The sequence below is a fragment of the Faecalicoccus sp. LCP19S3_E2 genome (assembly GCF_052121255.1).
Lineage (GTDB): Bacteria > Bacillota_I > Bacilli_A > Erysipelotrichales > Erysipelotrichaceae > Faecalicoccus.
Map to the genome: position 1 here is coordinate 1 of NZ_JBQKEP010000016.1, position 25,829 is coordinate 25,829.

The 25,829-nt window shown below is 37.5% G+C and carries 21 protein-coding genes and 2 CRISPR repeat arrays (1 of these 23 running past the window's edge); of the genes, 2 read left to right on the forward strand and 19 right to left on the reverse strand.

Annotated elements, in window-relative coordinates; translation table 11 throughout:
* Positions 1-161: 161 nt before the first annotated feature.
* Genes ACTQX6_RS11120 through ulaG form a run of 4 tightly spaced genes read right to left on the reverse strand, consistent with a single transcriptional unit; the run spans position 162 to position 3,551 of the window.
* Positions 162-461, reverse strand: coding sequence for a PTS sugar transporter subunit IIB (locus ACTQX6_RS11120; RefSeq protein WP_117446813.1), 300 nt, complete (start codon positions 459-461; stop codon positions 162-164).
* A 28-nt stretch (positions 462-489) separates the two neighbouring features.
* Complete coding sequence (locus ACTQX6_RS11125; RefSeq protein WP_117446814.1) at positions 490-1,962, reverse strand: PTS ascorbate transporter subunit IIC; 1,473 nt, start codon at positions 1,960-1,962, stop codon at positions 490-492.
* A gap of 33 nt (positions 1,963-1,995) precedes the next feature.
* Positions 1,996-2,451, reverse strand: coding sequence for a PTS sugar transporter subunit IIA (locus tag ACTQX6_RS11130; RefSeq protein WP_294687146.1), 456 nt, complete (start codon positions 2,449-2,451; stop codon positions 1,996-1,998).
* Entirely contained in the window at positions 2,451-3,551 is a 1,101-nt protein-coding gene (gene ulaG / locus ACTQX6_RS11135) for an L-ascorbate 6-phosphate lactonase (protein ID WP_117446816.1), read from the reverse strand. The genes ACTQX6_RS11130 and ulaG overlap by 1 nt, the downstream gene beginning before the upstream one ends.
* Before the next feature lie 221 nt (positions 3,552-3,772).
* On the opposite strand from ulaG, the gene ACTQX6_RS11140 reads away from it, so the two are divergent.
* Together ACTQX6_RS11140 and ACTQX6_RS11145 are read left to right on the forward strand one after the other, a co-directional pair.
* Positions 3,773-4,552: a hypothetical protein gene (locus tag ACTQX6_RS11140; protein WP_272007228.1), complete on the forward strand. Its 780-nt coding sequence runs from the start codon at positions 3,773-3,775 to the stop codon at positions 4,550-4,552.
* Positions 4,539-5,342, forward strand: coding sequence for a DeoR/GlpR family DNA-binding transcription regulator (locus ACTQX6_RS11145; RefSeq protein WP_117446818.1), 804 nt, complete (start codon positions 4,539-4,541; stop codon positions 5,340-5,342). Before ACTQX6_RS11140 ends, ACTQX6_RS11145 begins: the two co-directional genes overlap by 14 nt.
* A 323-nt stretch (positions 5,343-5,665) precedes the next feature.
* Here ACTQX6_RS11145 and ACTQX6_RS11150 read toward each other — a convergent pair whose 3' ends face one another.
* The 15 genes from ACTQX6_RS11150 to pnuC form a co-directional block, all read right to left on the reverse strand.
* Positions 5,666-7,552 carry an extracellular solute-binding protein gene (locus tag ACTQX6_RS11150; protein WP_117446819.1) on the reverse strand — a complete coding sequence of 629 codons (1,887 nt, stop codon included), beginning with the start codon at positions 7,550-7,552 and terminating at the stop codon, positions 5,666-5,668.
* A 2-nt stretch (positions 7,553-7,554) separates the two neighbouring features.
* Positions 7,555-8,388, reverse strand: coding sequence for an ABC transporter permease (locus ACTQX6_RS11155; protein WP_117446820.1), 834 nt, complete (start codon positions 8,386-8,388; stop codon positions 7,555-7,557).
* Positions 8,388-9,968 carry an ABC transporter ATP-binding protein gene (locus ACTQX6_RS11160; protein WP_117446852.1) on the reverse strand — a complete coding sequence of 527 codons (1,581 nt, stop codon included), beginning with the start codon at positions 9,966-9,968 and terminating at the stop codon, positions 8,388-8,390. The genes ACTQX6_RS11155 and ACTQX6_RS11160 overlap by 1 nt, the downstream gene beginning before the upstream one ends.
* 20 nt (positions 9,969-9,988) lie before the next feature.
* Positions 9,989-10,522, reverse strand: a complete 534-nt coding sequence (locus tag ACTQX6_RS11165; protein WP_117446821.1) for a helix-turn-helix domain-containing protein — start codon at positions 10,520-10,522, stop codon at positions 9,989-9,991.
* A 167-nt stretch (positions 10,523-10,689) separates the two neighbouring features.
* Positions 10,690-13,958: direct repeats of the CRISPR family, unit length 33 nt; unit sequence ATTTCAATCCACGCACTCCATGAAGAGTGCGAC.
* Between the two features lie 157 nt (positions 13,959-14,115).
* A complete protein-coding gene (gene cas2 / locus ACTQX6_RS11170) occupies positions 14,116-14,406 on the reverse strand; it encodes a CRISPR-associated endonuclease Cas2 (protein WP_272003191.1) in 291 nt (96 codons plus the stop codon).
* Between the two features lie 5 nt (positions 14,407-14,411).
* Positions 14,412-15,443: a type I-C CRISPR-associated endonuclease Cas1c gene (cas1c, locus tag ACTQX6_RS11175; RefSeq protein ID WP_272003194.1), complete on the reverse strand. Its 1,032-nt coding sequence runs from the start codon at positions 15,441-15,443 to the stop codon at positions 14,412-14,414.
* Positions 15,440-16,102: a CRISPR-associated protein Cas4 gene (gene cas4 / locus ACTQX6_RS11180; RefSeq protein ID WP_441657580.1), complete on the reverse strand. Its 663-nt coding sequence runs from the start codon at positions 16,100-16,102 to the stop codon at positions 15,440-15,442. Before cas4 ends, cas1c begins: the two co-directional genes overlap by 4 nt.
* Positions 16,102-16,986, reverse strand: a complete 885-nt coding sequence (gene cas7c / locus ACTQX6_RS11185; protein WP_272003203.1) for a type I-C CRISPR-associated protein Cas7/Csd2 — start codon at positions 16,984-16,986, stop codon at positions 16,102-16,104. The genes cas4 and cas7c overlap by 1 nt, the downstream gene beginning before the upstream one ends.
* Entirely contained in the window at positions 16,979-18,730 is a 1,752-nt protein-coding gene (gene cas8c / locus ACTQX6_RS11190) for a type I-C CRISPR-associated protein Cas8c/Csd1 (protein ID WP_272003206.1), read from the reverse strand. The genes cas7c and cas8c overlap by 8 nt, the downstream gene beginning before the upstream one ends.
* The gene (cas5c, locus tag ACTQX6_RS11195; RefSeq protein ID WP_272003209.1) at positions 18,727-19,389 is read right to left on the reverse strand and encodes a type I-C CRISPR-associated protein Cas5c; all 663 of its coding nucleotides are present in this window, start codon (positions 19,387-19,389) and stop codon (positions 18,727-18,729) included. Before cas5c ends, cas8c begins: the two co-directional genes overlap by 4 nt.
* Positions 19,390-19,614: 225 nt before the next feature.
* Positions 19,615-19,878 carry a hypothetical protein gene (locus ACTQX6_RS11200; protein ID WP_272003212.1) on the reverse strand — a complete coding sequence of 88 codons (264 nt, stop codon included), beginning with the start codon at positions 19,876-19,878 and terminating at the stop codon, positions 19,615-19,617.
* Positions 19,879-20,192: 314 nt separating this feature from the next.
* On the reverse strand, positions 20,193-22,325 hold the full coding sequence (gene cas3, locus ACTQX6_RS11205) for a CRISPR-associated helicase Cas3' (protein WP_272003215.1): 2,133 nt from the start codon (positions 22,323-22,325) through the stop codon (positions 20,193-20,195).
* A gap of 330 nt (positions 22,326-22,655) precedes the next feature.
* Positions 22,656-23,402 (reverse strand): SDR family NAD(P)-dependent oxidoreductase, encoded by a 747-nt coding sequence (locus ACTQX6_RS11210; protein ID WP_272003218.1) that lies wholly within the window; start codon positions 23,400-23,402, stop codon positions 22,656-22,658.
* A gap of 21 nt (positions 23,403-23,423) precedes the next feature.
* Positions 23,424-23,981 carry an elongation factor P gene (gene efp / locus ACTQX6_RS11215; protein WP_022790080.1) on the reverse strand — a complete coding sequence of 186 codons (558 nt, stop codon included), beginning with the start codon at positions 23,979-23,981 and terminating at the stop codon, positions 23,424-23,426.
* 72 nt (positions 23,982-24,053) lie between these two features.
* Entirely contained in the window at positions 24,054-25,283 is a 1,230-nt protein-coding gene (gene pnuC / locus ACTQX6_RS11220) for a nicotinamide riboside transporter PnuC (protein WP_441657525.1), read from the reverse strand.
* Between the two features lie 367 nt (positions 25,284-25,650).
* Positions 25,651-25,829: a CRISPR direct-repeat array (repeat unit 32 nt; unit sequence ATTTCAATCCACGCACTCATGTAGAGTGCGAC); it runs 3,701 nt beyond the window's last position.

Consider the following 25,829-nt stretch of genomic DNA (forward strand, 5'->3'; position numbering starts at 1 on the left):
CGCTGGCCAGAAGGATATGGTTTTCACCGTTCATACAGATATAGCTGGCGCAGTAGCAGCGCTTGATATCGTCTAAGTGTTTTTTCTCGATCTTCATTTTGTTTTCTCCTTTTTTCATCAAAATTAGGTATAAGAAAAGCTGCCGTTGGCAGCTTTTTATGTTATTCAGCTGTTGCGGCGAGTAATCCTTCTTCGATTTCCTTGGCTGACATGACATTTTTCAAGCCAACGATCTTAGTACCCCTCTTTTCAGCATCGGCAAACATACTGACAAAATTTTTAGAGCACAGAACGATATCGTATCCACTGGCCGCTGATTTTCCTTCAGACACCGCACAATGACGAATCTCCTGTACATCCAGCCCCATTTTCTTGGTCACCTTTTCCACATTCAACTTGATCATCATACTTGTGCCGGCTCCATTTCCGCAGCAAACTAATAATTTGTATTTCTTTGACATACTATTCTCCTCTTTCCCTTTTTATAGATTATTGCTTCGCAGCTTCTTTTTGTTGTTTCTTTTCCAGATACGCATCATAGTCTTCTGTAATCAGGAAATATGTATCCGGATGAGAACGATACTGCAGTTGTGGAATCGCAAGTAATACGATTACGACAATGGCAACACCAATATAGCCGGCAAACTTCATGACAACGGTAAACATTGGCCATACAGTTGCCCAGTCAAACATACCTAAGTAGCCGCCGTATTGTGCAAGTCCAACCCAACCGGCAATCAAAGCCGATCCAAATACTTGAAGCAGACCACAGATGAATGGAAGAATCAAAGCTGCTTTGATACCACCTTTTTTATCCGCATAAACCGCAATGACCGCATTATCGAAGAACACCGGTACAAATCCGGCAATAACCAGTGTCGGTGATTTCATCAACAATAAAGTCATGATCGCAATAAACTGTCCTAAAGCACCCATCAAGAATCCAACGGTTACCGCATTGGCGCTACCAAATCCAAAGACCGCTGCACAATCGATGCCTGGAACAGCACCTGGCAAGAAAGAATTTGAAATACCTTGGAACGAATTGGTCAACTCGGTAACGAAAGTTCGTACACCAAGCTGCAGAATTGCCAAATATACCGCAAAGTTTAAAGATGTCGTCATGATATAGAAGAAGAAATTGGCTCCTTCTTTCATAAATCCACCGGCAACCAGATAATCCTGCCCCAGCACCAGTAAGATGGCACCAAAGAACAAGAACATCAAAATGGAAGTGGCTACCATATTTTCATTAAAGATGGATAAGAATCCAGGAAACTTCAATTCATCCAGGCTCTTAGATTTGCTGGAGCGCATTTTCTCTGCAATCTTTCCAAACAAAGCAATTCCAAACATTTGTTGGTGCGCAATCGCAAAGCCTCCACCTTCGGTCAACTCCTGTGTGATTTCAACCGTTAAGTTGGAACCCACGGCCCAATACAAGCCCAGAACAACAGCCATAATCAACAAAATCTGTGTATCCCCTAAAGTTGGGAAGCAGAATAAGATCAGCCAGAAAGCTGTGGCCGCCTGCTGCATCTGTACGTGCCCTGTTGTAAATACGGCACGCATCTTGGTCCATTTCTTTAAACGTACCAAAATCAGGTTCATGATAAATGCGATCAACAGCAGCAACATGACCTGTGAGAATGTTCTCGCAAACTGTTCCTGTAAACCTGCCGTTACCGCATTTTGTCCAAAGTATGGATCGATAACCATGGCATCTAAATTAAAGCGATCTTTTAATCCAACCAGAATAGGACGGAAGTTGTTAACCAAACCACCGGAACCTACCGCCAGGATCATATATCCAACGGTCGCCTTGATAAATCCTGAAAATGCTTCATATACCGGTTTTCTCAACAATAAATATCCAATAAAGACGATCAGCCCTATAAAGTATGCCGGCTGTGTCAGGATATTGGCCGCAAAGAAATCCCAAATGCCCATTATTATGTTCATAACCTATACCTTTCCTATTATCTAATTATATTATTATGATTCAAACTGATCTGCGATTTCTTTTAGTTCCTGCGGTGTCTTACATTGATTCAATGCTTCGACGATATCTTCATTCATTAACGTTTCCATCAAAGCTTGAATATTCTTTAGATGTTCTTCATGATCCATGGCTGCCAAAGAGAAAAACAAAGTTGCCTTTTTCTCTTCGTCCTGCGGATCAAAATCGACCGGTGTTTCCACTTTCATAAAAGATATCGCTGTTCCATAACATCCATCAGCGCCTTCTGTTGAATGAGGCATGGCGATCCCTGGAACAATGACTATATATGGTCCATATTTTTTTACGCATTCGATCACATTATTGATATAAGTGTCATCGACTATCTTACACTTTTGTAATGGTTCATAACTGCCGCGAACTGCATCTTCCCAGGATGCAAATGAATCCTTAAAAGTGTAAAACCCTTTTTCTACAATTTCCTTAAGCATTACAGACAGGAACGATATGGGATATTTTGTTCCTCTTCAAAACAATCTTCAAAACCGCGGCGATAATGATACATACGTTTGTTCTTATCTGTCGGATATACATATTTTCCTCCTACGTCCCAAATAAACGGATGGAATTTGTAATCCAGCACATCTTTTTTGTAGTTATACAACAAATTGATTTCCTGTGGATCCGCTTTAAAATTTGTCCAAACATCATAGTGGATTGGAATCACTACATCTGTCTGTAAAGCTTCCGCCATACGCAAAATGTCAATGGAAGTCATTTTGTCCTGCATTCCAACAGGGTTTTCTCCATACGATCCAAATGCGACATCGATATCATGATCTTTTCCGTGTTTCGCATAATAGATCGAATAATGAGAATCGCCGGAATGATAAATATTTCCGCCCGGTGTCTTGATCAGATAATTCACCGCTTTATCATCCATATCTGTTGGACATTTTCCTCTGAGGTCTTCACGATCTGGGCCTGTAGAATCCGTTGTGACAATACATGTTCTGTCAAAAGAATCCAAAACAACAATTTCGATATCTTTGATCTTAATGGTATCTCCAGGTCGAACCGTCAGGCATCGATCGGCCGGAACACCCCATTTTTGCCATAATTCGACCGATTTTTTTGGTCCGATAAAAGGAACCGGCATTTCTTTTCCATTTTCATCTGTAGTCATCATACCACTTTTTAAAACATGACTGGCATACTCTGCACTCATATGATCCTGATGATAATGTGTAGCCAATACCGCATCCACCTGTTTGATCGCAAATGGATCGATAACGAAAGGTACAGCTCTTAAATTTGGCTGCATGTTTCGGCATCCGCACATATTTGCCATCTGATGTCCTACCTTCATTTTGCCATCGCCATGCGTTCTTTTTCCATTACCGGCCCAAAGATCGACAGTAATGTTTGCCTGTGGTGTTTTAAACCAAATTCCGGTACAGCCTAACCACCACATTGCCACCGTACCCGGTTTTACTTCTTCCTGTTCTATTTCCTCATTAAGCCAAGTTCCCCATTCCGGGAATGTGCCTAAGATCCAGGATTCTCTTGTGATCTCATCTACTTTGCTCATTCTCGTTTTGCCCTTCTTTCCTCTTTCAAATAACCATGGTTGTTTTGACAGTCTTACTATAATAAAATTCGAAATAAACGACAACCATATTTTATGAACGTTTTAACCATTTTATGATTGTTGTAATCGCTTACTTTATTTTATATGAATATTTAATTGAATAATTTTCGTTGACTTTACGAACTCTTATTCATATAATACGAGTATAAGGAGGCATCACCATGAAAAGAGCCGCATTTCCACAGGAAGCCCGCAACTTTATTATGGGCATCATTTATATCATCTTTGCCATCTATTCTATCTATATTATCATGACGGCACAAAAGTTCAGTCAAAAATTATTATTTGGCATACTTTTTATCCTGATATTTTCCATAGCGCTTTATGCTGAATATTTACGTCATTTATATCAACACGCAATTCAAACGATTGCCTATGATGCGATGCCGCAAAAAGGGAAAAAAGAATATGATGATCTTTTAAAAAAAGATATATTTAAGGCTTATAATTCTTCTAAGGTGATTTATGACACTTTGTATTATGCCGATATGTTAGATGCTTCTTCACTGTTAAAAACATTGGAAACTCATTATAAAATGTTTCATCAAAATATAGATAATCTTCTGATCTGGCATTATAACCAGTTATATGCACATTTTCTATTAAAAGATACAAAAATTGTTCAGGAAGAATATACAAAGATCATCCGTATGAAAGATGCCAAAGTAAAGGGACACAAATTATCACCTTTATATAATTGGGACTTTATTGATGCCCTTTACTTATTTAGTAGAAAAGACTACAAGCAAAGCTTTAACTGCTTTAAAAAGACAAATACACAAAACATGAACAATCGTGAAAAGCTTCATTATTATTACCAGTTCAGCAATCTTTGCAGAGTCATGCACAATCGTTCCATGGAAGAAGAATGTATAAAAAAGATTCGGGAAATCGGAGGAACTTCAAAAATCATCGAGGTGGTAAATCATGAAAATGAGTAAAGAAATCGTCGATGCACGACGTAAAAAAATCATGGAAAAGATCCAAATACAAGGAAAAGTGAACGTGGAAGAGCTGGCAAAAGAACTTAATGTAGCACCTTTGACCATACGCCGCGATCTGCAATATTGGGAAGATATGGGAGCTGTTATCCGCTATTATGGCGGAGCCAGACTGATTCAATCCTTTGTCGATAACAACCAGATCAAAGACAATAATGAACCTTATAAACATGCGATCGCCAAATATGCGGCAAATCTGGTAGAAGAGGGCGACACGATATTTATCAACACCAGTTCAACTGCGCTATTGATGCTTCGGTACATTCATGACAAGCACGTGACCGTCATTACCAATAATGGAAAAGCGTTATTCATCGATCATGATCCAAAAATCACTGTTGTCTTGACCGGCGGAGAAATACGATATCCCAAAGAAAGCATGGTCGGTGATTTTGCCTTAAACAACGTCAACCGTGTTTCTGCCGACAAGAGCTTTTTAGGCTGCAGCGGTATTGATGCCGAAATCGGAATGACAACAGCCATCCTGCCGGAAGTTTCCATCAATGAAGCGATGATCTCTCGCTGCACGGGAAAAAAGATTCTCTTAGCTGATGCGACCAAAGTTGCCAATATCCACCAGTTCAGCGTTGCCAAAGCAGATGTGTTCGATCTGTTGATCACCGATTTTCGAGTACAGAAAGAACAACTAGAAGATTTCAAATATACATCTTTGGCTATTCAAACCGTACATCCTTTCTATGGGTATCAAAGCATCGACCAACAAAGATAATCCCCGACACAACAGTCGGGATTTTTTTTATCGGCAAAATATTAAAATCATTTTTGCAGAGCCTGTATTTCTGTCCCTTCTGTTTTTCTATCTATATCTTTTTTCTTTATGATTCCAGATTCTTAATGCCAAACTTCCAATTCTTTTCTATTTTTGAAAGTCCATCAACATAATGATATTACTCAGGATAATATTGCAAATAAGATACCTGCCGATACTATTTTACATATGATCAGATCAGCTAAAACTCTTTAGAAATAATCCAAAAGTTGTACAAAAAAAATAGAGTTTCTATTTTTTTAGAAACTCTATTCAAAATTCCTTTATTGTGCATTGCTGGCGGCAATTTTTACTCTTGACCAAAGATTGGCCATAATCACTCGTATATCCTCGTGATACTCAAAGACTTCATCTAGTTTGTAGCCGGAACGCGGTACATATGCATCGATTCCTTCATACAAACCATCCTTGCCGGACAATTCATCAAAAACTTCCTGATTCGAAGATGTATAACCTACGTAGCTGGAATTATCCATAGATGCCTCGTAATCACTGATAAAGTCGATAAACTCATAAGCAAGTTCTGGATTTTTCGCATTTTTAGGGATAACCATCGCATCACTCCACAAATTTGTTCCACTTTTCGGCATATAGAATCCCATATCCTCATTTTCACTCATGACGTAGGCCGCATCTCCACTGTAGATCAACCCCAAGGCTTTCCGCCCTTGTGCCATATTATCGATAATTTCATCGGTCACGATTTCCGGTTCCATGGTTTCAACACATTCTAAAAGCCAATGATATGCTTCATCTAATTCTTTTTGATCGGTTGTATTCATAGAATAGCCAAGCGCTTTTAAAGCCATCATAAAGGAATCACGTTCTGAATCATATAAATAAATGTCACCTTTATACTTCTGATCTAAGAATATGTTATAGCCTTCTTTTTCCAAATCTTCTTCTGAAACTTTCGTTTTATCATATACAATACCTACACTTCCCCAGAAATAAGGTACTGAATAATCATTATTTGGATCATACGGCAATCCAATCACATCATCTACATAACGATCTAATGCCGGTTGAATCTTCTTTTTATCAAGTTTCATCAAAAGATCTTCTTGAATCAAACGTTCGATCATATAATCACTAGGCACTAAAATGTCATAGCTTTCTCCGTTTGCCACATTGATATACATTTGTTCATTTGAGTCAAAAATATCCATAACTACTTTAGCACCGGTCATCTCTTCAAACATTCCAATGACATTTTCACCTGTGTATTCTCCCCAGTTATAGACATGTAAAGTCTGCCCTGCATAGGGCTTATTCCCTGTTGATGAACCAAACTGGAAAAGGCCAAAGCCTAGACAGGCGACGATAATTGCTGTAATCCCATAACGTAACGGCTTATTTTTAGGCTTACCGGCTCTTTTCCTGGCAACGATTGGCAAGATATTGACTAATGCCAATACAATGGTAATAAATACGACAACCAGCGTGCTGATTGCATTGATACTTGGATTCACACGTTTAGACATTGTATAAACAATGATACTTAAGTTCTTAACACCTCCACCCGTTGTAAAGTAACTGATAATAAAATCATCAAAAGACATGGTAAAGGCAATCAGTGCACCCGATACGATACCCGGCATGATTTGCGGAACAATGACTTTATACAACGCCTGAAACGGTGTACATCCTAAATCCATAGCCGCATCCGCTAAATTCGGATCCAAACTACGAATTTTTGGCATCACACTCAACATCACATAGGGAATGCAGAAGGAAATATGAGCTAACAACAAAGTTGTAAATCCCCTTTCCACCTGCAGCGTAATAAACAACAACATCAAACCAATGGCAGTAACAATTTCCGGATTCATCAATGGGAAATCATTGATTTGCTGCACCAGATTTTTGATAATCTTACGAGACCGAGAAAGACCTATGGCTGTAATCGTACCAATGATAGTCGATATCAGTGTGGCCAGTAAGGCAATGACGATCGTAACATATAAAGATTCCATCATGCTGTGGTTTTCCAACATAGCCTGGTACCACTTTGTCGAAAAACCGGTAAAATGTGTTAATGATTTCGATTCATTAAAGGAGAATACGATCATAAATACAATGGGTAGATAGAAAAACGCAATACCTAAGATCGTCAACACCTTACCTATTAATTTTCTTTCTTTTGGCATGGTTAGTCCTCCTGTGTTCCTACGCGGGCGTCCACTTTACGAACCACCATCATCAACAACATCATGATTACCGCCATGATCATAGAAATCGCAGATCCAAAATTCCATTCCCCCACAGTAATAAATTGATTTTCGATCACATTACCGATCAGGAAGAACTGTCCTCCCCCTAACAACTTAGGAATAAAGAACGAAGATACGGCCGGCAAGAAAACCAACGTAATCCCACTCACTACCCCGGATAAAGATAAAGGAAAGATCACACGCAAAAAAGTTTGTACTCGATTCGCTCCTAAATCACTGGCAGCCTCCAGCAAACTTTTATCCATCTTTGTTAAAGAAGTGTGAATCTGTAAAATCATAAATGGCAAAAAGTTATAAACCATACCAATCAAAACAGCTGTTTGTGTATAGAGAAGCTCCGTGTTTTCCAAGCCAAACAAACTTAAAATGCTGGAAACAAGCCCATCACCGGATAAAATACCGATCCAGGCATATGTACGAACCAACATATTGATCCACATCGGCAGCGTAATTGCTAAAATCAAAATATTTTGCGTTTTCTGTGAAGTTCGCGAAATAAAATAAGCAATAGGATATCCGATCGCCAAACAGATCACCGTTGTTTCCAGTGCAATGCCCAATGAACGCCATAGAATCAGTAAAAAATCCGGATCTGTAAAAAACTTTATATAGTTATTAAAAGTTAACTGAAAAGAAACAATACTGTTTCCCTGTGACATTAAAGAATACAATAAGATCAACAGCATCGGAAGAAACAGCATCAAAACGGCCCAAACTATATAAGGAATGGCCAATTGTCTGAAATTGCGCATTAGAATCCCATCTTCTCCATAACATGAATATCTTCCGGGAAGAAAGTCAGTCCGACTTCTTTTCCTTCTTCCACAAAATCCGTTGTATGAATTTTAAATTCACGTCCGGTTGTCCAGAAAGTAACTTTATATACTCCCTCCGTAATGTTCTCCGGGTCAAAATCATAATCAACACTTAGGTCAATCGTTTCTTCTTCATTATCTAATTTCCACCCTTGCGCATTGGCCCATGTTTTCAAATCTGTATCTAAAGCCGGCGATTCAGAGATTTCATCTTTGGATTTAAAAAAGTTAAAAGCGCTGACAGCTTCATTCGCCTTTTTATTTTCAACCACTCTTTGATCTATAACCCAAATCTTACGTGTGACCTGCAATCCTGAACCAGTAGAGAAAGTGACACTGTACTCACCAATTTCTTCTTTCAGATCTGTATCGACCTTGATAGAGATATATTCATCCGTTTGTGGGTTCCAGGCCTGTGCATCAGCACGTGCTACAATTTCCTTGTCATCAATATCTTTCATGTCTTCCAAATCCAGATAGAAATCATTCGCACTTATAGCCTCTTTGCCATCTTCACTTAAAATATTCTCATTTTTGCGTACATGCATGTTTACCGTTACGTGTGTCCCAGGTACTGTTTCGACCATGACTTCATAATGAACGCCCTTAAACAATACATTTTCCACCGTACCTGTCATTTTACCCTGATCCACCGGTACAATATCTATATCTTCCGGACGGATCACAACGTCCACCGGTTCATTTTCCTTAAATCCTACATCCACACAATCAAAAGTAATATCATCAAAGCGCACCTTTTTATCTTCTAACATACGCCCCGGAACAATATTGCTTTCTCCGATAAAGTTGGCTACGTAGCGATTCACAGGTTCATTATAAATATCTTGCGGCGTTCCTACTTGTTGGATCTCACCCTCTTTCATGACTACGATTTTATCAGACATCGTTAAAGCCTCTTCCTGGTCATGTGTTACAAAGATAAATGTGATACCCACTTCTTGTTGAATGCGTTTTAATTCGTATTGCATCTCTTTACGTAATTTAAGATCCAGTGCACCCAAAGGTTCATCCAAAAGCAATACCGATGGCTCGTTGACCAGAGCCCGGGCAATCGCAACACGTTGTTGCTGTCCTCCGGAAAGAAGCGTTACATTTTTCTTTTCATATCCCTCCAAATTAATAAGTTTTAACATCTTCATTACTTTTTGTTCAATAATGTCTTTGCTCATCTTCTTTATTTTTAATCCAAACGCAATATTGTCGTATACGTTCATATGTGGAAACAAAGCATATTTCTGGAAGACTGTATTTAATTCTCTTTTATAAGGAGGTAATTTCAATATATCTTGTCCATCAAAAATGACCTGGCCTTCCGTAGGTTCTAAAAACCCTCCCAAGATACGAAGAAGAGTTGTTTTACCACAACCACTAGGGCCTAATAATGTGACGAATTCATTTTCATAGATATCAAGATCAATGCCTTTTAATACGATTTGCCCATCAAAATCTTTCACAACATTTTTGAACTGAATCAGTTTATTCTTTTCGTTCTCCATAATACTTCCCCTTTTCTTTTCTAAAACATAGGTGGCGTTACCACCCATAAAAGTACTGCATCCTTTTTTCCGGTATTTTTAATAAAATGGCTGCGTGCTCCATTGAGATAAAAAGTCTCTTTAGATTTAAGGCGATAGATTTTCTTCCCCATCACCAATTCGACCTGTCCACTAAGAACATAACCAAACTCCTGTCCCTCGTTTGCCTTCATAATGAATGAACTGCATCCGGGATGAATCGTGATGCGGATAGGCTCCATCTCATTTTTTTGTGCATTAGGAACGATCCATTCCACAGTATGCTCATCTCTTTCATCAACAAAAAAGTCATTTTTTCCAAACGTTAACTGTTCTTCCGGTGTGGAATGGAAAAACTCGCTTAAATTTGTTCCCAATGCCTCTAGAATATCTTCCAATGTAGAGATGCTCGGAGATGTTAAATCTCGCTCTAATTGAGACAGGAAACCTTTCGTCAGTTCACTGCGAGAAGCTAGCTCTTCCAGTGTCAAGCCATTACGAATTCTTAGTTCTTTTATCTTTGATCCAATCTTCATAACATCTCTCCCTTGTTTTCTAACACTAAACTTTTAGTTTATTTAAAGAAACAAAATTATTATACATGGTTTAATACAGGAATCAATATAAAGATGAAAAAAAATGCACAAAACGTGCATTTCAAAGACTATAGATACGAGTTAACATTGATAGCTATCTAATCAAATTCTTAATCCACGCACTCCATGAAGAGTGCGACCCTGGACATGTTAATGCGGCTTTGGCAAATTCAAAATTTCAATCCCCGCACTCCATGAAGAGTGCGACGGGTTTTCTTTCGCCGAGCATCCTACAAGTAGAAATATTTCAATCCACGCACTCCATGAAGAGTGCGACGCTTGTCTTGGGGCAGGAGGCCATAGCCGAAGCGTGATTTCAATCCACGCACTCCATGAAGAGTGCGACATAAAGGTTATATAAACATACCTGTTATAAATGATTTCAATCCACGCACTCCATGAAGAGTGCGACCGTATGGATTTTCACGAATATAAATCTCTGTTGATTTCAATCCACGCACTCCATGAAGAGTGTGACTACTTCATTATTAAGCCTCATCAGTAACACGAGAATTTCAATCCACGCACTCCATGAAGAGTGCGACGGCAGACATAGCGTATGATCTCGGCCTAAACCGATTTCAATCCACGCACTCCATGAAGAGTGCGACCTTATACACATATTGCAATCTATGACGGTGATTGTGATTTCAATCCACGCACTCCATGAAGAGTGCGACGGTTGTGGTGGTGTAACTCCACCATCCCAAGTAGAATTTCAATCCACGCACTCCATGAAGAGTGCGACATATGTATATACCTAATGAGGTGGAGATATTCTTATTTCAATCCACGCACTCCATGAAGAGTGCGACCCAAATACATCCAACGATCCTAAAATAGCACTTATTTCAATCCACGCACTCCATGAAGAGTGCGACCTTCTACATTGGGTGGGAGGCTTTCACACCTAATATTTCAATCCACGCACTCCATGAAGAGTGCGACCGTGTTAGTGATTCCTACTTTGCCTAGTACAGAATTTCAATCCACGCACTCCATGAAGAGTGCGACTTACATATCAGCGTGTAAATGGTGTAGTCAATATAATTTCAATCCACGCACTCCATGAAGAGTGCGACGATTGCAAGAAAGAAGATTTTTGATTTTGATTACATTTCAATCCACGCACTCCATGAAGAGTGCGACATGCACAAGTCAAAACTGACATGACTTATATTTTATCATTTCAATCCACGCACTCCATGAAGAGTGCGACACCAGCTGATTGGAAATTATTTTGTGACCGTTTAAATTTCAATCCACGCACTCCATGAAGAGTGCGACCTAGTTTGATTGACATTATAAACCCAGCAACAACAATTTCAATCCACGCACTCCATGAAGAGTGCGACAAATATTTATTGTTTGAGCTAAAGGACTTTTTCTATTTCAATCCACGCACTCCATGAAGAGTGCGACCTACGGATTACGCACAAATGGAAACGTTTGAAACGATTTCAATCCACGCACTCCATGAAGAGTGCGACAAACGTTCACTTTTTCTTTTTTGTAGTCTTTATAATTTCAATCCACGCACTCCATGAAGAGTGCGACGCAAACAACCATAATCATCCATATAGCTAACCACCATTTCAATCCACGCACTCCATGAAGAGTGCGACCTAATGCTCTGAATGAAAAGACAGAAAGTGGATTATTTCAATCCACGCACTCCATGAAGAGTGCGACAGTTGCGGACTAAAAAAGAGAGCAAACCTATTGAGGATTTCAATCCACGCACTCCATGAAGAGTGCGACGTTAAGCAAAGTTTGTGACGCACTGACAAACGTAATTTCAATCCACGCACTCCATGAAGAGTGCGACTTTGAAACAGACGTAATGCAGACGTGGAGATTTATTTCAATCCACGCACTCCATGAAGAGTGCGACGACACCATACATTATAGCCGGAGACAAGCGCATATTTCAATCCACGCACTCCATGAAGAGTGCGACGCAAACAACCATAATCATCCATATAGCTAACCACCATTTCAATCCACGCACTCCATGAAGAGTGCGACCTAATGCTCTGAATGAAAAGACAGAAAGTGGATTATTTCAATCCACGCACTCCATGAAGAGTGCGACAGTTGCGGACTAAAAAAGAGAGCAAACCTATTGAGGATTTCAATCCACGCACTCCATGAAGAGTGCGACGTTAAGCAAAGTTTGTGACGCACTGACAAACGTAATTTCAATCCACGCACTCCATGAAGAGTGCGACTTTGAAACAGACGTAATGCAGACGTGGAGATTTATTTCAATCCACGCACTCCATGAAGAGTGCGACGACACCATACATTATAGCCGGAGACAAGCGCATATTTCAATCCACGCACTCCATGAAGAGTGCGACCAAAACATAGACACTTTCTTAAATGATATGATTGAATTTCAATCCACGCACTCCATGAAGAGTGCGACGTTTGCCTATGATACCAATGACTTCATAGCTAAAAAGATTTCAATCCACGCACTCCATGAAGAGTGCGACTTTACACATAGGTTCACATGTTTCAAGCAAACCAATATTTCAATCCACGCACTCCATGAAGAGTGCGACCATTCGTTTCTGTTCGGACTTCATCCAACACAGTCATTTCAATCCACGCACTCCATGAAGAGTGCGACCAAACCAAGCCAACAATGCAAGTATCGCAGTCATATTTCAATCCACGCACTCCATGAAGAGTGCGACCCGAACTTAAGAAGTACCGTTGGCGACCCTTATATTTCAATCCACGCACTCCATGAAGAGTGCGACTTTGACAGGAAAATCCAATTCTTACTTGAACATTATTTCAATCCACGCACTCCATGAAGAGTGCGACTGTTTCAATATGAAAACTTGCCCGAATCCATTGACATTTCAATCCACGCACTCCATGAAGAGTGCGACCAATTATATTATAAATAGTGTATTATATTGTAAAATTTCAATCCACGCACTCCATGAAGAGTGCGACTCAATCGTTCCGTTCTCTGTACTAGGCAAAGTAGATTTCAATCCACGCACTCCATGAAGAGTGCGACAATAGGCAATGTCATTTCATAGCCATCTTCAAAAATTTCAATCCACGCACTCCATGAAGAGTGCGACTCACCTCTTTCTATATAAACATTATAGCAAAAATATTTCAATCCACGCACTCCATGAAGAGTGCGACATATAATCAAATGATGATACGCTAGGCTTTAAAAATTTCAATCCACGCACTCCATGAAGAGTGCGACTTTTCCAGATTCGTCAATCACTGTAACAATCTTTCATTTCAATCCACGCACTCCATGAAGAGTGCGACGTAAAACAAATGTGTTACACCAAATACGTCAAGAATTTCAATCCACGCACTCCATGAAGAGTGCGACTGCAAAAAACGAGTATTTTCGCTATTATATTGCTCTAAACACTTTATTTGTTTACACTTTATATTTAAAAAAATAAAATGTAAATCAAAAAAAGATAAAATATTATCTTTTTAAGTGCGAATCAAAAGACATTTTTATGTGAGCTTACCATTCGCACTTATAAAATCAAGGTATCATCAACATTATAGCCAAGATCTTTTCCATAATGCTCAATTTTAGTCTTATAACTTTTCCCCAGATAATAAAATCGCAAACTATCTGTTTCTTCATCTATTATCTCTAGCAGTTTCTCTTTGAATAAAATCATTTCGTGACTACTTATCTTACATTCAAAAACAGAATTTTGGACTCTTATACCGTAATTAACACATTGTTTTGCAACCTGTCTTAATCTTTTCTTACCCGAAGCAGTTTCTGTATTTACATCATAAGTTATCAGCACCAACATAATTATTACTTCCACATAAACGGTGGGTACTCATCTAAATCACCCCGTAAATATCTAGCCAATAACAGTGATTGTATATGTGGTACCATCCCCCACTCAACCTTTTCATTAAGAAACGGATGAACTATTACTTCTTTTTTCTTCTTTTGCCATTCTGCAATAAAAGTCTTTCTAGTATCATCTGTCATCAAAACTGCTCCATTTTCTTTTTTGCTAAACCCCTTGTTAGTCACGATTTTCTTATTGATTAAAGTGAGTACAAAACGATCTGCAAATACTGATCTAAGTTCTTCCATCATATCTAGCGCTAAAGATGCCCTTCCTGGTCTTTCTGTATGTAAAAATCCTATATACGGATCTAAACCAACCGTCTCCAATGCCGCAGTATAAGAGTTTGACAATAAGGTATAAGCAAATGAAAGCATAGCATTAACATTGTCCATTGGAGGCCTTCTGCTTCGATTGTGAAAATAAAAACTCTTTTTTTGTTGTAATATTAATTCATCAAAAACAGAGAAATATACACTAGCTGCTTCTCCTTCCCGACCTCTTAACTCATCTATAGTTTTAGAGCTTTGAATAAGCTGGATAGAATGTATCAAAAAAGTGGATGATTTTCCTACCTTTTCTTCATCTATTTGCACTCTATGGTCCCTTAACCCTCTCTCTAAAACCCATCTCGCATTATATACTTTTCCTATTAAGCAATTTTTTGCGATGTCTAAACTCTTTTCAGGATGTATTGATGTTTGAAATTGTTGATGCCTCAAAATAACATTGCCTTTAATTGGGCCGTTAATTCTTGCTAGAAACCGCCCTTGTGGATTTAAATATGTCAAGGAAATGCCTTCATCTGCGCACTTTCCCATCAACGCCGGACTTGTTCCTCTATAGCCAAAAGACACAATTCCTTCTAAATTGTGTAAAGGTAGTCTGCCTATTTCTTTTTGACCATTGATCACGACAACATTTTCTCCATCCAAAGACAAATAACTATCTTCTGAAGTAACATACAAAGTATTTAATAGCTTTTTCATACTTCATCCTCCAGCATATTATTTATGTACTCTTTTACAGATTTCTTTTTTCCTAATTTAGGAACGCAAACCTCTCTTAAAGAGCAAGCATTGCAACTTTTACTAAATTTAACCTTAGGTGTATAAGATCTTGAATAATACTGATGCATTTCTTCAAACATTTTTCGAACTTCTTTTTTCAAGTCCTCATCGATAACAATATTTTCTCTATGACGAGTCTCACCATAGAATATAGCTCCTTCTGGGATTTCTGTGCAGAACATCTCTTCCAAACATATCGCTTGTGCCACAAGCTGAAGAATGTCCTCTTTAGTTGCTTTAGGTTTGCCTTTTTTATACTCCACTGGAAAAACAGAATAAGTTCCTCTATGTCCATTTAAATGAATACCATCTTCATCTTTACAAAACTCAACAAGATCACATTCTCCACTTACACCCATTGTCCTTGAATAAACCGGTAAGCTTCTAACAAGAAGAATATCTTTTCTTTTTTCTTTTACAAAAGGATCATGTACCTTTTTATGCATCAATTCTCCGATAACTGTACGAGTATTTTCTTCCCATTGTTGTTCAATATGAATCAGCACCCATTGTCTTCGACAAAAAGCAAAATGTTGAATACCTGAAAGCATCAGGTATTCATCTTCTCGGTATTCCATTATATCTTATCCATTACCTCTACAGTTTCTGGGATTTGGTTCTTGTCTACATTTACTTCGTAATCCGAATATTTTCTAGGATATACAACATCTGGTTTTTTACATACTTCAACCGCATCAAATAATTTATAAGACGGACAATCACCTAATTCTTTACTGTGTTTAAACACAATGAGTCTTCGAACCGCCATTTTACCACGTGCTGCTGAATGATCATTTTCAAACATATTGATAATCGCATCCCATAAAAGATCCAGGTCTTCTTCTGTGAAGCCTGTTGTTTTTCTAGCCAAGTTTGCTGAAATATATCCTTCTGCTCTATATAAAGCATATGGCACAATATTTTTTCTTCCCATCTCTGTTGCTTTCTCTGCAGAAGCATCTTTTTTTGTAATCGCAATACGGGTAATCGTTACTTCCTGACTAATAATAGGATCAACACTGCGTGCAAAGCTTAACTGTACCGGCCCTCTAACTTGTCCGCAATTCAATTTAGCTCTTACAAAAGTAGTCATCACAGCCCCAAAGGTACGAATATCATAAAAATTCTTACACATAAAATCGCGAATTTTTAACTCAGCATCTGGATCTGTTTTCTTTAACTGCTTTGTATCTTCAATTTGTAGATACTCTAGTGCTTCTTCATCTTTAGTATTTAAAGGTGCATCTTCTCGAATATAAATGCGATACCCTTCTTCTCCTTCTTTTACCGTATCTACATAATTTCGAATTTTTCTTTTTAGACATACATCTGTGACAATACCATATCCTGTTTCTGGGTCAATTCTCGGCATATTTCCTGCATCCGGATCCCCGTTTGGATTTCCATTTTCAACATCGAATAATACGATGAATTCATATCTATTTTTAATTACTTCACTCATTTTCTTGTCCTCCTTGATTATAGCGAGCCTGTTTCTGGTGATAATACCCTAAGATAAACTGGCCCTGCTGTTCCAAATCCAAACGATTTGGGAACTCTTTAATTTTGCCCAATAAGTCTGTTAATTCGTCTTCACGTCTTCTGGCAAAGTTTCTCTTCATTGATTCTGGATCTTTTTTCAGTTTATTCATATGACTCATATCCAATTTCAACAATGTAGGAAATACCACAGCTGGTGTAGCACTGGCTGAATTAAAGTAACGATCTCTAATTGTTGTATTGATTCCGGGATTTGCCATTTCCTGAATCCATTCTAATAGCGCAAAGGTTCTTCCTAAAATGTAAGGTACTTTCGTACAATTTTCATTTAATTCCACAAAATCGTCTCCCTTCTCCAATTTGTAATTTCGTATCAGGCAAGCCTTAATAATAGCTGCACGGCCTGATGTAATATTTCCTTGTTCTACACGGATACGCATTAAAGTATTATAGTACAACTCTTCCGGATACCGCCCTCCCGAAAGAATCGCCTGCATAACAGCTCCCGGCAGATTTGATGGCGGATTTTTATCCTTAGATTTTTGGTTGATCGTTTCCTGTAACATTCGCCAAACACCTAAATAATAACTTTGCTCATAACTTGGATGTATTATTTCCATCCTTTTATAATGATTGGCAATATTCTTTAATACATTTCCAAAGCTATCCATATAAAAAAGACGTACAACCAGTCTAGCCGCATTAGGTGATAGTCCTAAAACATAAAATTCCTGATTTGGATCTAATTCAATACCATCTAAGTTGATCATTCTATGTTTTGAAAGATTCTTAAAGACACCCGAAACAGTTTTTTGATTATCCAATGTAGGTGCCATACTCCAAGAAAACACCTTTGGATATTCAGCTTCAGCACTTTTTGCCCAACAAACAACCATCATATCTCCTAATCTAGAAGCATACTCACTATTTGACAATAAATAGTTCAAGGCTGTTGTATATGCATAAACAGCATGCGTGCTTACCGGTGCATTATAGCTTTGTTCTTTGCCGTATGATGAAAATGAATCAGCATTAAAAGAAACTAGAGCAGCTCCACTGGACTGAGCACCCGGAACCCCTTTGATAAGCATATGGGTCCTGGCTATAGGTTCTCTTCGTCCTGTCACAAGACAGATCCCTATCTCACCTTGGTCCTCCCTATTTCTATATTGATTCCACGCAAACTGAATAGCTGAATCTTTCACCGCATCGGACTTGTCCATCTCAAAAACAAGGTTTCCACCCGCCAAAAGTTCTTCTCGGTACCTTTGCACATATGGATTAGTTTTACAAAATTCAGGCTTCCATGATGTAAAAAAATTTACTATTGCTTTGGCCATTGGTGTTTCTACATTTTGTAAAATTTCAATATGTTTTTGTTTAGCCGCTTCAAAGCAATCTCTTGCCCTCTGAGAATCTTCTTTTTCATCTAGGCCTAGAAAATACTTTGCGTTATCACAGAGAAAATTTGAATTAGGTTTGATTCCACTACGCGTTACCATCTGTGGTACATCAATTTCTGCAGGAACCTTGACCGTTTTCTTCCCTTTTATCTTTTCTGAGCTTTTAGGAATGATGTCAAAAAGACTTCCATCTTCATTAATGTTCAACGCAAATGATACTTTTGCTTTGCACCATCCCTCACTTGTAACTTCATTTCGCTTGACCAATTCTTCATAATATTGTGTCAATGACTGCAAAATCATCGAATCACCTCACAATCTCTAAGATCAATGACTCCATTATGCATAATCGCTCTGAAAAACATCGGCTGTAAGTTTTCTGGATCAGAATAATCAATGTCATAAAGCATGTATCCTAAATCCTTGCTTTCTTCATCGGCATAATAACTTTCAATCACTTCATCTTCACACAGCGAAAAATTCACCGGGAATTCTCTACAACCAAAATATGGAGCATGAAAGCACTGCCCTCTTTTCAGTCTTCGCATAATAATATCTTTAAATTTTCCAGGATTATCCGACGAATTCGCTTTATCTGTCATCTCGAAATGTGCTTCAATCACATAAGAAACATCTTGAAGTATCCTTGATGAACGTTGTACAATATCGCTTTTTGTTGAAATATAAATAGGCTTTTTACCTCCTTTAATTACAGTCAAAGCGTTACTTGCCGAAAGTTTACTTTTGACCTCATTTCTTCGTACGCTAGTAAAAACAATCGGATTTTTAACATAGATTTTGTCAATAATCCACTTCAATCCCGGGTGCCAGTATATAGCTTCCAGAATACCTCTTGCAGCTGATGGTGTCATGACATCATATGAACATCTTTCTACCTTCATCTCCGGTCTTGAAAACAATGCATAACTGCCCCACACATTTATCTTTACTCCTTTTGACATATTTCTCACCTCCATTCCATCAACTGATCTATAAGAAGTCTCTATCTCAGCTTAGAACCTTGTTTTGTCTATAGCACTCCGCTATATAACCTCTAGATTGATAATAAAAATCTGTATTATAATCGGATAATAAATCACTGATCCATGAATGATATACTTGCCATAATCCTTTTACATACTCTTGTTCTTCAAACAAATCAGAAATCAACCTGGAATACACTTTACCTATATCCCAATATGACGGAACAGTATATTACAATCTGAAACGTTATCATATTGTCCGGGAACTATATTACATTTTTCAATATATTCAATTGCTACTTTTTTTATCGGTTCACAATGAAGTACGTCCGCAAAGTCAAATATATGTTCTATTGTTTCCTGTCTTAATCGATCTACAACCTCCCTTCTTTCTATCTTTTGTTCTCTTCCTATAAATTCAATTAAGCTACACGTATAAAACAACGAATCATCTTTTGTTTCTGGCATACACTTTTTCTCCTTCCAAAAAGTTTAATGTGTTCAACGCTGAGATAGTACGGAAACTTATCCAATAAGTTTAATATTTAATTTTCATGTGTTTATTATTGTAATTTAATATTAACACTATACTCTTGTTTGTCAATAAGATATTTAATTATTCTCGATATCATATTCTAACAATATTATTTTCTTTTATATTTTTAAAAGATATGCTATTTTATTTCTGTCAATCATTTTATGGTTGTGGATTGAAATATGTGCTTATTGTTGATTCCCAAAGAAACAAAGAGAGGCCTTCGAGCCTCTCTTTGTTTTTACCGCTACATCACAATTGCTTCTCCACTCCCTATATTTAAGGAAAGGCCCATTTCTTCTGTATAATGTGTTAAATCAGCTAGTTCATAAAATTTATCCAAACTATCCGACACTTCTTGTAACATGCCTGCTCCATACATATTTTCAAAATCATTTTCATAAACTTGAACACTGTAATGGCCCGCTTGTCGGATAAGTTCTTTAGTATAACCCTTGAATTTTAACGCATCTCTAACTTCTTTTGCTTTATCTTCAACAGGTATCAAAATTGTATATGTATCACTTTCTATCATTTTAAAATCTTCGGCTGCCTGTTTAAAGTTAAAAACCCCCTCTTTAAATTGATCCATAATTCCTTTTTGGTCTATGTTACTTTCTTCATGATGTAAAAGTGTCTCAAAATATTCACGAACTGTATTTGGTTCACTCCAATTAGAACACTCTCTCATAGTACTTTTCGTCGCCGAAATCCTTCTATTCATTTCATTATTTACTTTTTCATTCAGACAGAAAACATATACGTTACAATTATCAGCCAACTCTTTACCTTCACGGTTGCATCGACCAGCAGCCTGCAAAATTGAATCTAATCCGGCTATCTCTCGATATACATTCTGAAAATCAAAATCAACTCCTGCTTCTACCAAACTCGTAGAAACAACTACACACTTCTTTCTATCTTTTAATCTATTTTTAATTTCTGAAATCACCTTTATACGATGTTGTGGGTACATGGTCGTAGAAAGATGGTAAACCCCTTCACCTTTAATTTGATTATAAACCATTTGTGCACGTTTTCGTGTATTCACAATACATAAAGCTCTGTTTTCGTTTCTTAAACTCTCTACGATATCTTCTTCCATGACATCTCCCATGTCCTGAATCGTATTTCTTTTAAAGAATTCAAATTGTTCTTTAAGATTTGGACACAACTCTGTTATTTTTATATGCCCAGAAAATAACGAATCTAAAACAGGTTGAGTGGCTGTGCATAAAACTTCTGTACATTTATAATTTCTAACTAGTTCTTCCATCATTGCCACACACGGTTTTAGATAATTCACCGGTAGCATTTGCGCTTCATCAAATATAATGACACTGTTGGCAATATTGTGAAGCTTTCTACATTTTGAAGATCGATTGGAAAATAAAGATTCAAAAAACTGAACATTTGTAGTAACTACTATTGGAGCATCCCAATTTTCCGATGCCAACTGATTCATCTTTAACTCTTCTGTGTCTTTAAATTCAACTTGTGAATGATTCTCTAAGACATTGTTTTTGCCCAATATATCTTTAAAGACTTTAGCGTTTTGATCAATTATGCTCGTATAAGGAATTACATAAATAATACGTTTCATATTATTTTTAACCGCATGATTAAGCGCAAAAGCTAATGAAGCTATTGTTTTTCCGCTCCCCGTAGGCATTGTCATTTTATAAAAGCCACGTTCTCCAGATGCCTGCTCAATACAATTTCTTAATATCTGACTTCTATGACCATTCACTGTACTTAAATCCTCATTTTTCAACCACGTTTGGATATGCTCCATCAACTTTCTTTGTAAAAACTGTAAAGATTCTCCCATACTTCTGTTAACTTCGCCTTGTTTCATAAAAGATTCTGTATCCAAAAAATCTGCATCTACCAAACAGGAAAAGAGCATTCTTGTAAAAACACTTAAGATAAAGTATTGTTGTTTAACTTCAAATTGAAAATTTAATTTATCAGGTGTCGTTGGCAATACTAATTCTTTCTTAAACCCGCTGTAATTTGAAACAAACTTATTTAATCTAGCCATAAGACTCGTCGAATCACAACCATCTGCAAGTTCTCCAGTATCCGGCATGCCAGAATGATGCCCCACTATACAATAAGCTACTGGATCCAATCGCATTTTATGTGCTTCCTTTGCTCCTGCCGTAGAATGATCTACTCTAGGTCCTTCATTTCGAATTCTTTTTTGAAATGCATCCGAATATTTACCTATATCATGTAACAGACCACAGATATACCCCCAATCCTCCGCTTTAAACTCTTTAGCAAATGCAGCTGATAACTTAGCTGTGTTTTGTAAATGATCAATCAACTTTTGTTCAATCTCTGTCCCCTCGATTGCATGTGCAATGTAGTCCATAATTTCGTCCTCCTATTATCATTGTAATGCATTCTTTTTTTTAATTATCTCATGCATTATGACATTATTTATGTATATAACTTTTTTATTCAACACTTTATATTATTAAGTATGCTACAAACAAAAACATTTTACTAACAAAAAAATGATTGAGCCTCATATAGTTTCTATCTAAACTTAGATGATACTCAATCAAATTAATGTTTCTTATTCTATCAATAGTTTTCAAATTCGTTTTTGGATTTAACTCATCCATATTCAAAGAATCAAAACTGACAAATCTAAAGCCACAATCATTAAAAATAAGCTTTAACGTATTCCACCTTCATTTTAGCAACTGCCTACCTGGCCGCCATCGATTCGTATAACAGTATTGTTTATATAATCCGCTTCCTCACTGATCAAAAACTTTACAAGATAGGCTACTTCCTTTGGATCACCATATCGCTTTACCATGATTTTCTCCACTTCTTCTTTTAAAAATTCTTCATCATAGCCATCCAACTCATTTTCTGTTCCGATGAATCCCGGCGCAATACAATTCACATGAATATAGGGAGCAAACTCAAAAGCTAAATTATGTGTCACGGAAATCAAAGCCGCTTTGGAAGCATCGTAATCAATACACATCGGATAATATGTATTGATCCCATTTGTAGAAGCAATATTTATAATTCGACCATACTCCTGATCCAACATATATCGATATACACGTTTGCTGCAGTTAAAAGCACCGACCACATTCACATCCAGCGTTCGGCGAAATTCCTCTGCATTCTTCAAATGGAATAAATTAGAAAGATCGATTGCCGCATTATTGATCAAGATGTCAACACCGCCCAGTTCTTTTTCTATTTTCGTCACCATCTGATCGACCTGTTCCACATCAGAAACATCCGCACGAATCGACATGCAACGCACTCCATAGGTTTGCACGATTTCTTCTTCTAAAGATAGTGCTGCTTTTTGTGAAGTCAGATAGTTAATCACGATATTATATTTATTTTTGGCTAATTCTAAGGCGATAGCTCTGCCGATACCACAGGCCCCGCCGGTAATTAAAACGACTTTATTCATAATGTGAAAAAGAAGAGCCGATTAAGCTCTTCCTGCATACTTCCCATCTGTTGAGAATACAATAATTTTTTCACCTGGCTCGATGAACTGTGGAACTCGTAATGAAAGTCCTGTATCGGTCACAGCATCTTTGGTCTGGTTAGACGGTGCTCCCTTGATAGCCGCATCTGTTTCGGCTACTGTCAATTCAACTTTTTCCGGCACGGATACAGATAACAAGTCGCCTTCAAAGAACATCAAAGAAACCTCTGCCCCTTCAACGATAAAATACTTATTGAATCCAACCTGATCTTCACTCAGTTCATAAGTATCGTATGTTTCCATATCCATAAAATAGTAAGTATTATCGGCCTGGTAAGAGTACTGTGCTGTCTTCTTAGAAATTTGTGCCTGTTCAAATTTTGTTGAAGCGTTAAAATTTCGTTCTTGTGTATTACCTGTTTTTAAGTTCTTCATCTTTGTCTTTAAGATGGCAGCTCCCTTTCCCGGTTTTACATGTTGAAAATCTAAAACCTGCCATGGATCTCCATCTACGATCAATGTTAATCCTGTTCTAAAATCTCCTGCAGAAATAGCCATAATTTTCACTCCCATTTCTTATTTTCTACATAATTTATTGTATCAGTTCTAAATCATATCCTCAAGAATTTATCAGAAGATCGATAGTTTCTCCTGTTCCTGATGGGATTTGATATATTTGCTCCATTTAATATATCCGTATGTTGTATTGGTAAAGTATCCCAGTTTTAGGATCAATAACACATACTGTCCAGAAATAATGTTGATCACCGCTTCTAAAGCTGCACAAATATACCAGGCAATCCATTGTTCTCTAAATCTAAAAAAGATAAACAATCCATTGGCAATACCAACAGCAGAAGCACAAGCATCAATATAGACGACAGCTGTTTCCAGTGTCTGATTATGATAGAAATCTGTAGTAATATCCAATCCACTGATAAAGTATCCAATAACTACTGTCCATACGATAATTCCGGCAATCACCAGTACTTCCTGCCAGCCTTTTAAGCGACGAACAACTGTTAATTCACTTTCTTCCTCGTCCTTATGCCTTGACCAGTTAATGTAACTGATGATGTCGATTGGCAACCAAAACAACAATGTCGTTGCCAGTGTCGCAAAACGGTACATCAAGACGAGAGACATGACAATTTCAGTGATTTCCACCAGTACTGAAACTAAGAAATTATACCTGAATTGTTTCGATATTAGAAGTTCACACAAAATATTTAAGAAGGTATCCAGTAGATACAGCCACATGATCAGAATTCCGTTGATTCCATTTGCACTTTCTTCCGGGAATAAAACGGAGAATATGGTAGCCAATACCATGATCGACATAAACCAAGATTTCTCATAGGTCGTAAATTGTCTTGAAAACAGCATCATGATCAAAAGAGATAGGACCAGGATGATTGATGCGTTGGCAAAGTTAAAAATTGGCATGGATTGATTGGCCATTGTTTGTTCATAAGAATACTGTGCCTCTTGTTGACTGACATCTTCATGATCAAAATAAAGCTTTGTTCCATTGGCACTTTCAAACTCATATGCAGTAATAGTGTCAGAATCTAGCCGCTCATACTCTTCATAAGGCAACGTAATAACCAATTCTTTATCACCATTTCGATATGTCACATCACACATCGAATTTTCTTCACCATCATAATCTTCCAGTTCCGTATCACGTGTCATTTGCATACTTTGAACAAATTGAAGATTTCCTACATTTGAATGCACTTTCGATAATCCTACTCCATACGAAACAATTGACCCAATGATCAATAGGACAAGGATGATCATTTCAAAAGTCTTTAGTTTTTTATTTGGTTCTATATTCTTTTGAAAAAATTGAATCATACAAAATCTCCCTCCATTGAATTCAATAAAAACTCTCCTAAGCACAAAATGCGTGGTTATTATAATTGATTTAAGAGATTTTGTAAATTTAAGTGGTATGATTCTTATTTATAGAGCAAATCTTTGTAAAGCGAGTATGTCGTCTAGATTGATACCAAGATACCCTAACACAGAGTTAAAATTTCTTCAACAATATAATATTGAGCAAAATAAAAAAATCATATACAGATACAAATTTTTTTCATCAATTGACCTTAGAAAACACAAAAAAGCAGCAACGACTAACCTCCCATATTGTCATATTGATCCACGCACTCCATGCAGAGTGCGACAAGATGGATAAATGGTTCGGCATCTCAATAAGTAAATTTCAATCCACGCACTCATGTAGAGTGCGACAAAGGTTCTAGGCGGCCAGGATGGAACCATCGGCATTTCAATCCACGCACTCATGTAGAGTGCGACATTTCCGAGCCGAATTCTCAAACGGATTCAGAGGATTTCAATCCACGCACTCATGTAGAGTGCGACTACTAGGAATTGACA